This window comes from Asticcacaulis sp., from assembly GCF_047605585.1.
GTDB lineage: Bacteria > Pseudomonadota > Alphaproteobacteria > Caulobacterales > Caulobacteraceae > Asticcacaulis.
On record NZ_JASGFK010000002.1, the window covers coordinates 85,205 to 98,437 of the forward strand.

Here is a 13,233-nt window from a genome sequence, read left to right on the forward strand (position 1 = left end):
CCCCTGCGCCTGAACCCAGCATGAATATGTCTGTCATGTAATAATGTGTGGATTACAAATGATCCGCCGGGATGACAGGAAAGAATAAGTTTCCGGAGGGGATGCCAAACCACGAGGTATTTTCCTGTTTGCGCACCTCACCCAACGCCGCCAGATCCTGTGCCAGCGGACGTGACAGGCGGGCTTCCAACCCATTGCGGACATGAACATAGGGCCGGAAACCGTCATTGCCGGTTTCAAAGCGAAGCGGATGATCGGCATCGACGGTGAGGCGATCGCCGACATTGGTGCGGAAGATCAGTCCGGTGGGCATGATTTCCATCTCTACGGCAATAAAGGGGACGTCTTCGACGGTAATCCCGACCTTTTCGACCGGCGTGACCAGGAAATAGGCGCCAGTTTCCCGGCGCAGGATACGCGCGAACAGCCGGACCATTTCCGGACGGCCTATCGGTGAACCGTTATAAAACCAGATGCCGTCATGGGTAATGTGCATGTCGATATCGCCGCAGAAGGGCGGATGCCATTTATCGACCGGCGGCAGGGCACCTTGCGCTTCAATCTCACCATAAAGACGGGACAGATCCATCACGCGACCTGATGGCGCAAAAGGTCGAGCCAGGTGGCGGCGATATCCTGTGTGGCCTGCTGTACACCCTCCACAAGTCCGGCGAAGAGGTCGAAACCCAGGGGCAGGGTGTCGTAACGACGATAAACCGTGGGCACACCGGCGGCGATCAATCGCCGGGCGCAAGCCTCGCCCTGGAATGCCAGGGGATCGAACCCGCCGGAAACGATCAGGGTTTTGGGTAGTGCTTCGGTCAGTTCGGCGCGCGCGGGCGATAGCCGGGGGTCGGTCAGATCGGTGCCGGCGCCGGCATAGTGGTCGGCCAGCAGATCCAGATCGGCCGCCGCCAGGGGCCACAGAGCGGGTGTGGTTGCGGATTTCAGCGCGGGATCGGCGAAATCGAGCAGGGGGGTGACCAGCAGTAGCCCGGCGGGGAGGGGCTTGTCTTCGCGCTGCAGGTCAAGAGCGATGCGCAGGGCCATGCCTGCGCCGGTCAAGATACCGCTAATGGCTGTCTGGCCGGAACGCGCGCCCAGCCGCATGGCATTGGCCTGCGCCCATTCAAAGGCTGCGCGGGCATCTTCCAGCCCGGCCGGAAAGCGATTGAGCGGCGCCAGGCGGTATTCTGGTATGAAGATGGGGCAATGGGCTTCATGGGCCATCAGGGCGCCGAAGGCCCGGCTTAGCCCTGGGCCGCCAAGCACGCCGCCGCCCTGATGAAGGAGCACGAGAACAGGCGCATCCTCGGAGATACGTTCCGGCCGTATCAACAGGCCCGCCGGCGCGCCGGCCTCATTCAGGTTTTCAAAACGGACGCGAATATCGGCGGGCAGACCGAACAGATCCACCGTTGCCTGCCACTCTTCGCGAGCCGTTTCCAGTGATTTTCCCGTCAGGGAAAGGCCGACATAACCACCTGGGCGGGTAAAAAATCCGCGCCACAGGAACTGTATCTGTGGGTCCAGGGTTCGGCCCTGGCTATAGGTCACGCCGCCGCCAGACAGACCGCGCAGTAAGGCGGATGGCAGGCTGAGCCCCCATTTCAGCAGGTAGCTATTGAGACTGGACAGGTGCACGAGACCTCGACAAGGGCGGTAAGACCTGATCGTCATCTAGCATTTCCGGGCCTGAATCGCAGCGCGTAGTGATAAAAAATCCGGCAAACCGGGATATTTTTGTCAAATTTCCGGTAAAATACGCGTCCAACACCCCAAATATGACGTGTTTTTGTTTGACCGTTTTCAAAACCTGCGTCTTAATATCCCTACAATCCGTTAGTCTGGCTGCCTACGCTAAAGGGATTTGAAGAAACGACGGCACCCGCCGCACGTCTTTGGTCTCGCCCGCTGCTACCGAGATACACGATTGTATGGTGAGGGGTAACAGCCTCACGCCTCGTAACAGCTTGAGACCCAGGAGAGCATTGATGGCTGAAGGTACGGTCAAGTGGTTCAATACCACTAAGGGTTATGGTTTTATCCAGCCTGCTGAAGGCGGTAACGACGTCTTCGTTCACATTTCCGCTGTTCAGCGCGCCGGCCTGCAAGGCCTGGCCGATGGCCAGAAGGTATCCTACGAACTGCAGAACGAACGCGGCAAGACCGCGGCCGTTGATATCCAGCTTCTGTAAGCGCCGGACTTATCTGAGATAAAAAAGCGCAGATGGCGTCAGGCCGTCTGCGCTTTTTTGTGTCCGGATCAGACCTTTTGCGCCTGGGTGATCAGGGCACGGATATTGCTCGGTGTCAGACCTTCTGTCCGATAATCCCTGAGCGATTTCGAGCCCTTGCGCTTGGCCAGGCGTCGACCTTCGCTGTCGAGCAGCAGGGCATGATGGCTGTAGTGCGGAGTCGGCAGGTCGAGCAGGGCCTGCAGCAGCACCTGGGTGTGGGTGGCATCATAAAGATCATGGCCGCGCACGATGTGGGTGATGCCCTGGCGGGCATCATCGATCACTACGGCGAGATGATAGGCCACGCCGATATCCTTGCGACCGAGGATGACGTCGCCATTGACCGCCGGATCAGCCTTCTGCGCTACACCTTTTTCCAGAAAAGTCAGGGCCTTGTAGCGCGCGCCGAGATAATTGCGCGCCGCTTCGAGGCATAGCCGCCAGGCCGGATTGGCCGGCGCGGACTGTGGCATCGCATCGTCCGCCTGCGGGGCGCTGAGCGCCGCCTCGGCCTCCCCCTTGCGCGTGCGGCTGTCGGCATAGAGCAGACCCAGGCCTTTCAGTCTTTCCAGTGCGGCCTGATAGTCAGCCAGATGTTCGCTCTGGCGCAGGACGGGCGTTTGCCACTCCATACCGAGCCAGTCCAGGTCTTCGTATATGGCCGCTTCGAATGGCGGGCGGCTGCGCGTGTGGTCAATATCCTCGATGCGCAGGATGAATTCGCCGCCGTTTGCTTGCGCCGCCTCGAAGGCCGTCAGGGCGCTGAAGGCATGGCCGAGATGCAGGTAGCCGGTGGGGGAAGGCGCGAAGCGGGTGCGGTACATAGGTATAGATTAACGTACGGATAACGGCGGCGCCGCAAAAATTTCATAAAAATTTGCCATTCCTTTTTACGGGAATCGGGCCCACACTGCCTGTACAGCCTGATTTATGACTGCCTGCTTTTTCATGAGGAGGATACGTCTTCAAACAGTTCGCTACCCGTAGAGTACCGCCGTCTGCCTGTTATTTCCTGGAATGGAGGCTGACATGCAGGTTCTGAAAAGCCCGCCGTCGGACTGGCGCGCCCTCGTGCTCAATGCCGATTTCCGCCCTCTGTCCTATTATCCGCTGTCGACCAAGCCCTGGCAGGATGTGGTCAAGGCCGTCTTCGAAGGCCGGGTCGATGTGGTTTCGACCTACGATATCGAAATCCACTCTCCGTCAATCAAGATGCGCCTGCCGAGCGTAGTGTCGCTCAAGACCTATATCGACCAGAACCGTCCGCCCGCCTTCACGCGCTACAATGTCTTCCTGCGCGATGAGTTTTCCTGCCAGTACTGCGGGATCGATGAAGACCTGACCTTCGATCACGTCGTGCCGGTCAGCCAGGGCGGCAAGTCGAGCTGGACCAATATCCTGACCGCCTGTGCGCCGTGCAACTTACGCAAGGGGGGAAAAACACCCCAACAGGCACGCATGATGCCGACAAAAAATCCACACCGGCCGACAATGTATCAGTTGCAGGAACTGGGGCGGCGTTTTCCCCCTAACTATCTTCACGAAAGTTGGATAGACTACCTGTATTGGGATACGCTACTCGAAGGGTGACCTTCCGGCGTACCGGGGGAATTCCGGCTTGAGCGTGGCATTGTATGTCGTCTGAGAACTCATCACCCGTGCGTTTTGTCATGGACGAGCGCCGATTTGGCCTTGTGTCGTTTCCACGGCCCAAGGGGCGGACCCGTATTCCGCTCGAACCCTTGCAGGGCGCGCTGGAAGCCACCTTGGGCGTGCGTTTCGAGGTGAAGCGCGAGCGCCTGTTCGGGCCGAAAATCCTCAGCTTTACCTATATGGGCGAACGCGTGAAGATCCGCCTGCTGGAAACCGGCGACGCCCAGATCGACCTGGCGACAGTTGATGACGATGTGCGGGAAATCATTCTGGAACACCTGCGCCAAAGCCACGATTTCGAGGCAAACTAACGAATGGACGCGCTTTCGGTCCTGCGGCGCCTGACCGCTTTCAAGCCGCTTCTGCTCCTGTTCATGCTGTTCTGCGCATGGCCGATCGTGGCGGGCATGTATCACATGATCACCCACCATGCCTGGATGATGATGGATATCGACGCCGTGCTGTGCGGCGCCCGCACCCTGGCGGCCGGCCATTCGCCCTATGCCATCCATCCGCCGACCTGCGCCGGCGTCCGGCCTGCCGCCTATGTCTACGCGCCGCAGGTGGCCTACCTCTTCATGCCCTTCGTCGAACAGTTCGGCATCAATGGCGCGCGCACCCTTTTCCAATGGGTATTGCTCTATCCGGCGAGCCTGTTCCTGCTGTGGTTCGCCCTGATCAGGCCATTCGCCAATATCGATATCCGCTGGCGCTGGCTGGCCTTTTCCGGCCTGACCGCCATGACCTTCCTGTGCGCCAATGTCGGGATCGTCATGCACGCCCTGGTGCTGGCCAGCCTGCTTCTGTTCCGCCGCAAGGGTGTGGTGCAAAAGGATTTGAGCCAAAAGGATTTTTTCCTGTCGCGCCTGCCCTTTACGATGGCTGTGCTGCTGTGTTCCTGCGTCAAGCCGACCTTCCTGTGCTATTTCGTCCTCTTCATGTTCGATGATGTCGCCTTGTGGCGGCGGGTTTTTGCCTTCGCCTGGCGGGCGGTGGTGGGCGTCGGTGTCAATCAGCTTATGGTGCTCACCGATGGCCATTTCGGCAAGGCCTGGCAAAGAACCCTGCATTCGGTGACCCTGGCGCGGCAACCCGGCATGGGCTGGTTCGAACTGACCAATCTCGTCTTCCATGTGCCGGGCAAGTCTGATCTGAACTGGCAGCTGGCCCTGGGGTTCATGGTGGTGATGGGACTGGCCGGCATGGCGATCGCGCAGTGGGGCAGGCTGGAAGAGGACGAGCGTCTGCTGTTCGGCATGGGGCTGGTGCCGCTGATGACCCCGCGTATCCTAGACTATGACATGATCCTGATCGCGCCCTATGCCGCCCTGTTGATGGCGCTCGTTTATCGCGTCGGCGGCGGGGTGTTCCGCTTCGTGCTGTCGTGGCTGTTCGCCGGCTGGATGATCTGGGGCGTGTTCAGTTTCATACTCGATGTGGACGGTTGGCACCGAACTTCAATGGCCATGCTGTTGTTCGGCTGCCTGACCGTAATTGTGGCTGGGCGTGTTGTGGCGTTCCGGATAATTACGCCGCAAACTGGAAATACAGCATGAAGCCGGCCGCGGCGGTCATCAGCAGCAGGGCCAGACCGCCGAGCACATTCGACCAGGCGCCATTGGTGTATTTACCCATGACGGCTTTGTTGTTGGAAATATGCAGCACGATGGCGATGATCACCGGCGAGGTTACGCCATAGAGTATGGCGGACCAGATCAGGGCCTGGATCGGGCTGATGCCGATATAGTTGATGCCAAGTCCGACCAGCAGGGAGACGATGATCACGCCATAAAAGGCGGGGGCTTCGCGCAGGTGCTTGTCCAGGCCTTCCTGCCAGCCGAAGGTCTCTGAAATGATATAGGACAGGGAGCCGCTGAGCACCGGAATGGCCAGGAAGCCGGTGCCGATGATGCCGATGGCGAAGAGATAATAGGCGCCCGGTCCGGCGATCGGTTCCAGCGCCTTGGCGGCCTGCTCCACGGTGTCGATCTGGTGGATGCCGGCATTGAATAGCACGGTGCCGGTGGTCAGGATGATGAAGAACATGACGATATTGGAGAACAGCATCCCCATATCGACATCGAAGCCGACATCCTTGATGTAGCGCTTATCGATCACGACCTGTTTGTGCTTGATGTGCTCCACCTCCATGGTGGCCTGCCAGAAGAAGAGGTAGGGCGAGATGGTGGTGCCGAGAATGGCGACCAGCACGCTGACATAGTCCTTGTTGAACTGGATGGCTGGAATGAAGGTGTGGCGGGCCACGCTGAGCCAGTCGGTTTTGACCAGGAACGGCACCACCAGATAGACCAGCAGTATGGCGCACAGCCATTTCAATATGGCCGCGAAGCGCGAATAGGGCAGGGCGATGATGGCGCCGAGTAGCAGAATGGTGAAAACGACGCTGGCGATCAGCGGACTTACGGCTGGAAAAATCAGATTGGTGACCGCGCCCATGCCGGCGATATCAGCGCCGATATTGAGGATGATGGCGGGAAAGCTGAACAGTACCATCAGCCAAAGGACTGGCGCTGGATAGGTCTGCCGCAGTATGCCGGTCAGGCCTTGCGAGGTCACCACGCCGATGCGGGCGCACATCTCCTGCACGGCGGCCATCAGCGGAAAGGTGATCAGGGCGGTCCACAGGGTGGTAAGGCCGTATTGTGCGCCGGCCTGCGAATAGGTAGCGATGCCGGAAGGGTCATCATCGCTGGCGCCGGTGATCAGACCCGGCCCCAGCAGGTTCCACAGGGTTCTCAAACCTTTGGGCTTTTCGTCGTCAGAGTTCGGCATGGGCAGTCCTTGAAGGGCGGCAAATGCGCAAGCCTGCGATATCGCCTATAGTTTTTCGCTGAGTTTGATGGCGACGCGGCATCCGGTCTTGATAAGGGCGGACAGCAGCGGATAACCGGTCGCTTCGCGCGCGCCCTGGTCGACGGCGCGGTCGTGGTGGCCGATCTCATCCTCGCGGAACTGCACCAGGCGCTGCGCCAGCGCCGGATCGCTGGTTTCAAGCTCGGCGATCTGTTCGGCATAGTGATCGGCAATGACCTCTTCGACCGCTTCGGTGCAGGCATGGGCGGCCTTCTCACCGAGCAGGGCCGTGCCGACGCCAAGGCCGAGGGCCGCCAGGCGCCAGACGGGCGTCAGCGCCGTGGGACGGACGTTTCGCTCGCGCAGCAGGCCCTCGAAGGCATCGAGATGCACCTGCTCCTCGCCCTGCATGTGGCTGAACTGTTCGCTCAATTCCCGCTTCGGCGTATCCCTGAAGACCATGCTCTGGCCCTTGTAGATCTGCACGGCCGCCAGTTCGCCGGCGTGATCGACACGCAGAATCTCCTCCAGCCTGCGGCGCGGGGCGCCGAAGCCGGGACGGGGAGGGGGTGGTTTCGCGGCAGAACTCATGGGGCTGATCTTAATAGGACCGGGTGGAGCGGTACTTCGACTTGAAGCGCATCGAAGCCAGCAGGCTCAAAACGGCCAGAAGGGCGGATATGATGGCATTATAGCCGGCCATGGACAGGCCGAACATGCGCCATTGCGCCACATCGCACATGGGGGCACTGGAAGCCGCGCCGGCCAGGAAAGCCGCCATCTGGTCGAGGCTGATCTCGGCGCCGGACGCAGTGCAGCTTTCCGGACCGCGCCACCATTTCAGCTCGACCCCGGCATGGAAGAAGGCCAGGGCAGTGCCGGTCAGGAAGATGGCGAACAGCACGAAGGAAAAGACACGCGGCGGGCCCTTGGCGCCGGTGAACAGCGCCCAGACGCTGGCGACCAGCGATACGCCAACGGCGATCCAGTAGATATCGCGCTGCTTCAGGCAAAGATGGCAGGGATTGAGGTGGGCGAACAGCTGGAACGACCAGGCCGTCGCCAGCATGGCCAGGGAAATGACCAGGGCCGTGATGCTCCACCAGCGGCCAAAGGCCAGCATGAGCTTCTTGCCGATCCGATTCGATTTGTGCGCGGTCAGGGTGCCAGTGGCCATTGCGGGCGTCCGTAATCAGTGCGGAAGAAGTTTGACGGCGAGAATGCCTATCACGACCAGGGCGACAACAACAGTACCCACAAGATAGAAACGTTTTTCGATCAGCTCGGTGATTTCCGGGCCGAATTTCTTCACCAGGGCGGCCACGGCGAAGAAGCGCGCGGTGCGCGTGACAGCGGTGGCGACGAAGAACCAGAAGAGGTTGAACTTGGCGATGCCGGCCGTGATGGTGACCAGTTTGAATGGGATGGGCGTCAGGCCCTTGATGAAGATCAGAAACACGCCCCACTTGGCGAACCAGACGTGGAATTCCTCCAGGCCCTGTGGATGGCCGAACAGGGTCAGGATCCACTGGCCCAGCGGCTGGGCGTAAAATCCAATGGCGTAGCCCAGGAAGGCGCCGAGAATCGAAGCCAGCGAGCAGATCAGGGCGGTGCGCCAGGCGCGTTCCGGCCGTGACAATACCATGGGAATGACCATGACATCGGGTGGAATCGGGAAGAAGGAAGCTTCGGCGAACGAGACGACGGCCAGCACTTTTTCGGCGTGTTTCGTGCCGGAAAGGGTGAGCAGGCGGTTATAGAGGCGACGCAGCAAGAAAGCTCCTTGGAAATATCTCAGAGACGGTGGGACGGACTGCATAACAGGCATTCGCAGGCTTGTCGCGGGGATGACGCCAGAGTGGGCTAAAAAACCACGCCAAATATCCATGGGCGCGATATTTTTTGGTGCGCAGAGGGCGCATTAGGTGAATTAGATGATCCCTTAATTATAACTCATTTGTAATTGGTATCCTGTCAGCGCATTTAGTAGCCTCCCTACGAAGGATTCGTATTAATGCCGCAAGATTCGCTTACCCTCGACGAGTATATGCCTTACCGTTTGGCCGTAGCCTCCAGCGCCGTCAGTGCGCTGATCTCGACGGCCTATGAAAGCCTTTACGGTCTCAAGATACCGGAATGGCGCCTGATCTTCATCTTGCGCGAAGATGGTCCGACCACTCAACAGGCTCTGGTCAAGCGCGCCGGTATGGATAAGGTGACGATTTCGCGTGCCGCTCAGGCCTTGGCCAAGCGCCGCCTGATCACGCGCGCGCCGCATGAGCACGATGGCCGCTCGCACCACCTGATCCTGACGGCCGAAGGCGAACGCCTCTATGCCGACGTGGCGCCAGCCGCTGCTGAATATGAGCGCATCATGCTGGCCGACTTTTCGCCTGAGGAAGTGACGCTGTTCAAGAAGCTGTTGCGCCGCGTCGAGGAAGCTGCGACCAAGGCGCATAACGGCGGCGCGAGCTAAAGGGACGGGTTCGCAAAATAGGCGTTGCGGACTCGCATCCCTGTTGGCAATCTGTTAACCTTCCGGCTGGTCTGCGGCGTTTGAAAAGGGGAGGGTTCATGATGCATGGCGGATATGACGCTCCCGACGGTCCTGACCCGACCCAGTCACCCAGTGATTTCCCGTCTGACCCGGTTTTCTACACCGACTGGCCGCTCTATAGCCTGATCGGCTGGGCGCTTGTGCTGGCCCTGATCGTCTGGACGGTTTACAGGCTGGCGCGACGCAATCAGTGGGAAAGCTTCTTTGCTCATGAGCGCGCGGTGCGGCTGGTCGAAAAGGCCTCGCGCCAGGCCCTGACCAAGGCCTATGAGACGCCTGGCACCCTGACGCCCGATGTAGTTGGGTTGGTCAATGACCTGACCGGTGAAAGCCGCCGTTGCGGCAAGGAAATCAAGGACGTCTTCGGCAAGTTGGAAAAGGCGCTGGGCGGGGTGAAGGAGGTCGATGCGCCGCCGGGGCAGGCGACGGGTGCGATCGGCGAAAATTCCGGCACCATCATAAATATTGCTGTCAGCAACGGACCGAATGGCCAGCCGGTGGCCGATGGGGTGCGCACCGCGGTCGGCAGCAATGGTCAGGCCGTGGTACAGGCGGGCACACCCTATGCGCCGCCACCGCCCGCGCCGCTTAGTCATCAGGCGCGCATCTATAAGGCGCTCAATGCCCTGCACGAAGAATGGAAAAGCACGCGCTCCATGGCGGGGGTGCTGGAAGATGCGCGCCACCAATTGATCGATACGCCGGTCTGGACCCCGCCGCTTCTGCGTCCAAGCGAACCTGTGGTGCGAGGCTAGGGTATGGCGTTGCTTTTCCTCGATTCCGATTTTAACGGGACGTTCAACGATACGTCTCCGGGGGGCTATTATGGCGACCCGGGTTTCGGCTTCAATCCTATATTGTTGTATATCCTACTGGCGTTGATGGTGACCGTGGTGATCGCGGTGGCGATCGGCACCTATATTGGCCGCCGGCAGGCAGCTATGCGGCTGGACGAAGACAAGCGGCGCTCAGTTGATCATATTTATGGCAGCATCGCTTACCGCATCAATCAAGCCCTCGAAGCCAGAGGGCTGGCGATCATCGAGCGCGCGGCGCTGGTGCGCGAGGAGGTGCATAGCCGCCTGGGCCATGTCATGGCGCTAACGGACAAGCCGGGCAAGACACTGGGTGAGCTGGAAAAAGCGCTGCCGCCGCCCGTACCGCCCAAGCCGGAGGTCGCGAAGCCGACCAAGGTCAAGGTAGCTATGTCGGCCGAGGAGCAGATGATCGCGGTGTGGGAAAGTCTTAATATGCTGCGGGTCTTCTGGAACAATGAGGAGCATGTCAAAGGCCTCCTGCGCGCGGCGCAGGATGAACTGGCGCGGACGGATTCCTTCGCCTTTGTCCGCCAACTGGAAGCAAAGTACATGCCGGCTCCGGAACTGGCGGGTTGGCGGCCTGCTTGGACTTTGGGCAAAAAAGCCAGTGCGGAAGCCATCGTCACAGGTGCGCTGAAAGATGCCGACAAGGCCGGGAGTGTGGCGCCAGCACTGGCGGCGTCGTCAATGCCGGAGGTCGAGGCGCCTCCGCCGCAGCCTGACCCTTCGCCGCCGCCGGCACCTAAGCCACCCTCTCTCAAGAAGCTGCCAGCGCACAAGCGCAACATGCTGGCCTGATTTGCTTGATTCATGGCCGCTTTGATCTTGCGTGCGGGGTGAAAAGCCTTTATCAACCCGCTTCCTTCCCTGCGCCCCTGTGGTGGAATTGGTAGACGCGCCGGATTCAAAATCCGGTACCGAGAGGTGTGTCGGTTCGAGTCCGACCGGGGGCACCAAGGCTACGTCCGCCATTGTGCGTTGATGTTTGAAAATCCCTTAAAATTATTGATTTCTACGTATGTCTGACGCGACAATTCTCATTGCCCGTTAAGCGTCTTCGTTAGAACCACACGCTCCTTATGCGTCCGCTGGTGAACGTGAAGATGTCCGAAATTGGACGTATGGACGCGGCATATTCAAAAATATGCAATAAAATCAATTGCGAAAAGCTGAACGTCAAAAAGCAGTGTTCTGACTACAATGCGATCGGTCGAATAAGCAGGCAGATTCCATAGGCGATAACCTCTCTTCGACCGGATTGATAACAAGGGGGCAGGCGCATGACGAAAAAGGCACTGACACGTAAAGGCGTTCTTCTGATAACGGCAGGCCATGTGGCCTTGCTCGGATTTGGCTTTGCCGCAAAGTCTCAGGAGACAGCTTCTGCTCCGTCTGCCAAGTCTTCGCCATCAGCCGAGGCTGACAAGGAAAGTAAACATACGACCATTGTCGTTACCGGGCGACGCCCGGAAGTCTCGAACAAGATCGACCGGCGCGTGTATGACGTCAGATCCAATCCTCAATCTGATATCGCTTCATTGAATGATGTGCTTTCAAGCGTTCCGTCCGTGACGATTGATCCGAAAGGACGGATCGCCCTGCGCGGCGACACTCAGGTCAAGATGCTGATTGACGGAAATCCGGCCAATCCCGCTATTTTGAGGACCTTAACCGCAGGTCAGATAGATCGGATTGAAGTGATCACCAACCCATCGGCTCAATTTAGCTCGGATGGCGCCGGCGGAATTATCAATATCGTGTTGAAGAAAAAACGATCAAACGGTTGGAGCGGCACGGTGAATGCTCGCGGCGACGATGATGGTCGCTATAACCTTGACATGTCTGCGGCAGTGAAACGGGGAAAGTGGGCCTTGAACATGGCCGCTGGCATCGCTCACGAGAAAGAACGGACCCGTGAAGACGGAGAGCAGTCTTCAACAGATGAGAGCGGAACCGAGATCACAAAAGGATTTGATCTCAGTCGGTCTGCCCGCCGGCAATGGTATGCAAATGCTGAGGTTGATCGTCAATTTACGCCGAATGACACACTGAGCCTGACGGCCCGTCTGAATAATGCGCGCATGATGGCGAGAGATTCTGGAGTAACAGACATCACGGATGGCGCCGGAGCTATTGCGCAAGAATACGCTACCGAATGCTAGCCGGCGCACGACCGACAACATAGCCGCCATTGTGCCTGGCCTTGCGGATGAAGCCTACAATTTTAAATTTCTGGGCCGAACCTATGCGGGCTATGTCACCTATCAAAAACGGTGGGGCAAGTGGGCGTTTCTCCCAGGACTGCGCGTCGAGGTCCAGCACTGGGACTCCCGCCTTTCACCTGGCGATGTCGATTCCAGCCGGGATTATACGCGCTGGCTGCCAACACTGCATATTAATCGCGATCTGGACGACAATTTGAAACTGGTCGCCAGCTATAGTCATCGGACGCAAAAACCGACGATGTACGATCTCAATCCGGCACTCATCTATTACTCAAAATCATTCGCGCACGTCGGTAACGTGAATCTCAAGCCGCAGGATACGGATTCTTTTGAGTTTGGTTATGAATATGAAAAAGGCCAGTTCAGCTCGAACGCTGATATCTATTATCGCAAAAACGAAAATCCGATCGTTCCGACACGTGCGTTTTCGGGCGACGGATTTATTCTCGCTTCTTCAGATAATGCCTCGCATAGCACCTTCATGGGCGCGGAGCTTACTCTGAAAGGCAAATTCACTCGGGAACTGCAATATTCGGCAAATTTGAACGGCTTCAATAGTGAAGTGGTCGGTCTCGTCGCGGGTGACATGATCAGTCGTAGCGGCATCACCTATTCCGGCAATGCGGTACTGGAATATTCGCCGAGCGCACGTGACTGGTTCCAGGTGACCTACAGCCTGCAGGGCAAGACGCTTACCCTGCAGGGCTATACAACCGGCTTCAATCGCCTGGATATCACCCTGAAGCATCGTATCAATCCGAAGTGGAATGTTTCGGTGCGGGGGTTCGATCTGTTGAACTCGTTGAAGCAGGAGCGGATATTTATCGCCTCAAATGGGCAGGCCAGAACCATCAGCCGCACGGATCGGCTAGGTATTCTCGTCGGTCTGGTCTACAAGTTCGGGAAGTCGAGATAGCCTGTTTATA

At 58.6% G+C, this 13,233-nt stretch carries 16 protein-coding genes and 1 tRNA gene; 10 read left to right on the forward strand and 7 right to left on the reverse strand.

Annotated elements, in window-relative coordinates:
* Nucleotides 1-52: 52 nt before the first annotated feature.
* A complete protein-coding gene (locus QM647_RS06195) occupies nt 53-589 on the reverse strand; it encodes a DUF1285 domain-containing protein (RefSeq protein ID WP_414994635.1) in 537 nt (178 codons plus the stop codon).
* The gene (locus QM647_RS06200) at nt 589-1,680 is read right to left on the reverse strand and encodes an alpha/beta hydrolase fold domain-containing protein (protein ID WP_414994636.1); all 1,092 of its coding nucleotides are present in this window, start codon (nt 1,678-1,680) and stop codon (nt 589-591) included. Before QM647_RS06200 ends, QM647_RS06195 begins: the two co-directional genes overlap by 1 nt.
* A gap of 314 nt (nt 1,681-1,994) precedes the next feature.
* On the opposite strand from QM647_RS06200, the gene QM647_RS06205 reads away from it, so the two are divergent.
* Nucleotides 1,995-2,198: a cold-shock protein gene (locus tag QM647_RS06205; RefSeq protein WP_090648391.1), complete on the forward strand. Its 204-nt coding sequence runs from the start codon at nt 1,995-1,997 to the stop codon at nt 2,196-2,198.
* 68 nt (nt 2,199-2,266) lie between these two features.
* Here QM647_RS06205 and gluQRS read toward each other — a convergent pair whose 3' ends face one another.
* Entirely contained in the window at nt 2,267-3,064 is a 798-nt protein-coding gene (gluQRS, locus tag QM647_RS06210) for a tRNA glutamyl-Q(34) synthetase GluQRS (protein ID WP_414994637.1), read from the reverse strand.
* A gap of 205 nt (nt 3,065-3,269) precedes the next feature.
* On the opposite strand from gluQRS, the gene QM647_RS06215 reads away from it, so the two are divergent.
* From QM647_RS06215 to QM647_RS06225, 3 genes are read left to right on the forward strand one after another with little or no spacing between them, the layout of a single operon-like run.
* A complete protein-coding gene (locus QM647_RS06215) occupies nt 3,270-3,830 on the forward strand; it encodes an HNH endonuclease (protein WP_414994638.1) in 561 nt (186 codons plus the stop codon).
* Nucleotides 3,831-3,874: 44 nt separating this feature from the next.
* Entirely contained in the window at nt 3,875-4,204 is a 330-nt protein-coding gene (locus QM647_RS06220; protein WP_414994639.1) for a hypothetical protein, read from the forward strand.
* 3 nt (nt 4,205-4,207) lie between these two features.
* Complete coding sequence (locus QM647_RS06225) at nt 4,208-5,449, forward strand: hypothetical protein (RefSeq protein WP_414994640.1); 1,242 nt, start codon at nt 4,208-4,210, stop codon at nt 5,447-5,449.
* Here the strand turns inward: QM647_RS06225 and QM647_RS06230 are convergent.
* From QM647_RS06230 to QM647_RS06245, 4 genes are read right to left on the reverse strand one after another with little or no spacing between them, the layout of a single operon-like run.
* Complete coding sequence (locus QM647_RS06230) at nt 5,421-6,686, reverse strand: NRAMP family divalent metal transporter (protein ID WP_414994641.1); 1,266 nt, start codon at nt 6,684-6,686, stop codon at nt 5,421-5,423. The two genes, QM647_RS06225 and QM647_RS06230, sit on opposite strands and share 29 nt — an antisense overlap.
* 45 nt (nt 6,687-6,731) lie before the next feature.
* Nucleotides 6,732-7,298 carry a demethoxyubiquinone hydroxylase family protein gene (locus QM647_RS06235; RefSeq protein WP_414994642.1) on the reverse strand — a complete coding sequence of 189 codons (567 nt, stop codon included), beginning with the start codon at nt 7,296-7,298 and terminating at the stop codon, nt 6,732-6,734.
* A 10-nt stretch (nt 7,299-7,308) separates the two neighbouring features.
* Nucleotides 7,309-7,884, reverse strand: coding sequence for a disulfide bond formation protein B (locus QM647_RS06240; RefSeq protein WP_414994643.1), 576 nt, complete (start codon nt 7,882-7,884; stop codon nt 7,309-7,311).
* Nucleotides 7,885-7,899: 15 nt separating this feature from the next.
* Complete coding sequence (locus tag QM647_RS06245; RefSeq protein WP_414994644.1) at nt 7,900-8,481, reverse strand: YqaA family protein; 582 nt, start codon at nt 8,479-8,481, stop codon at nt 7,900-7,902.
* 240 nt (nt 8,482-8,721) lie between these two features.
* Here QM647_RS06245 and QM647_RS06250 point away from each other — a divergent pair, with 240 nt between their 5' ends.
* The 6 genes from QM647_RS06250 (at nt 8,722) to QM647_RS06275 (ending at nt 13,223) form a co-directional block, all read left to right on the forward strand.
* Nucleotides 8,722-9,183, forward strand: coding sequence for a MarR family winged helix-turn-helix transcriptional regulator (locus tag QM647_RS06250; RefSeq protein WP_414994645.1), 462 nt, complete (start codon nt 8,722-8,724; stop codon nt 9,181-9,183).
* 98 nt (nt 9,184-9,281) lie between these two features.
* Nucleotides 9,282-10,019 carry a hypothetical protein gene (locus QM647_RS06255; RefSeq protein WP_414994646.1) on the forward strand — a complete coding sequence of 246 codons (738 nt, stop codon included), beginning with the start codon at nt 9,282-9,284 and terminating at the stop codon, nt 10,017-10,019.
* A 3-nt stretch (nt 10,020-10,022) separates the two neighbouring features.
* The gene (locus QM647_RS06260; protein ID WP_414994647.1) at nt 10,023-10,880 is read left to right on the forward strand and encodes a hypothetical protein; all 858 of its coding nucleotides are present in this window, start codon (nt 10,023-10,025) and stop codon (nt 10,878-10,880) included.
* A 73-nt stretch (nt 10,881-10,953) separates the two neighbouring features.
* Nucleotides 10,954-11,038: transfer RNA gene (locus tag QM647_RS06265), tRNA-Leu, on the forward strand.
* 324 nt (nt 11,039-11,362) lie between these two features.
* Nucleotides 11,363-12,244 carry a TonB-dependent receptor plug domain-containing protein gene (locus tag QM647_RS06270; protein WP_414994648.1) on the forward strand — a complete coding sequence of 294 codons (882 nt, stop codon included), beginning with the start codon at nt 11,363-11,365 and terminating at the stop codon, nt 12,242-12,244.
* Nucleotides 12,216-13,223, forward strand: coding sequence for an outer membrane beta-barrel family protein (locus QM647_RS06275; protein WP_414994649.1), 1,008 nt, complete (start codon nt 12,216-12,218; stop codon nt 13,221-13,223). Before QM647_RS06270 ends, QM647_RS06275 begins: the two co-directional genes overlap by 29 nt.
* The last annotated feature ends 10 nt before the right edge of the window (nt 13,224-13,233 follow it).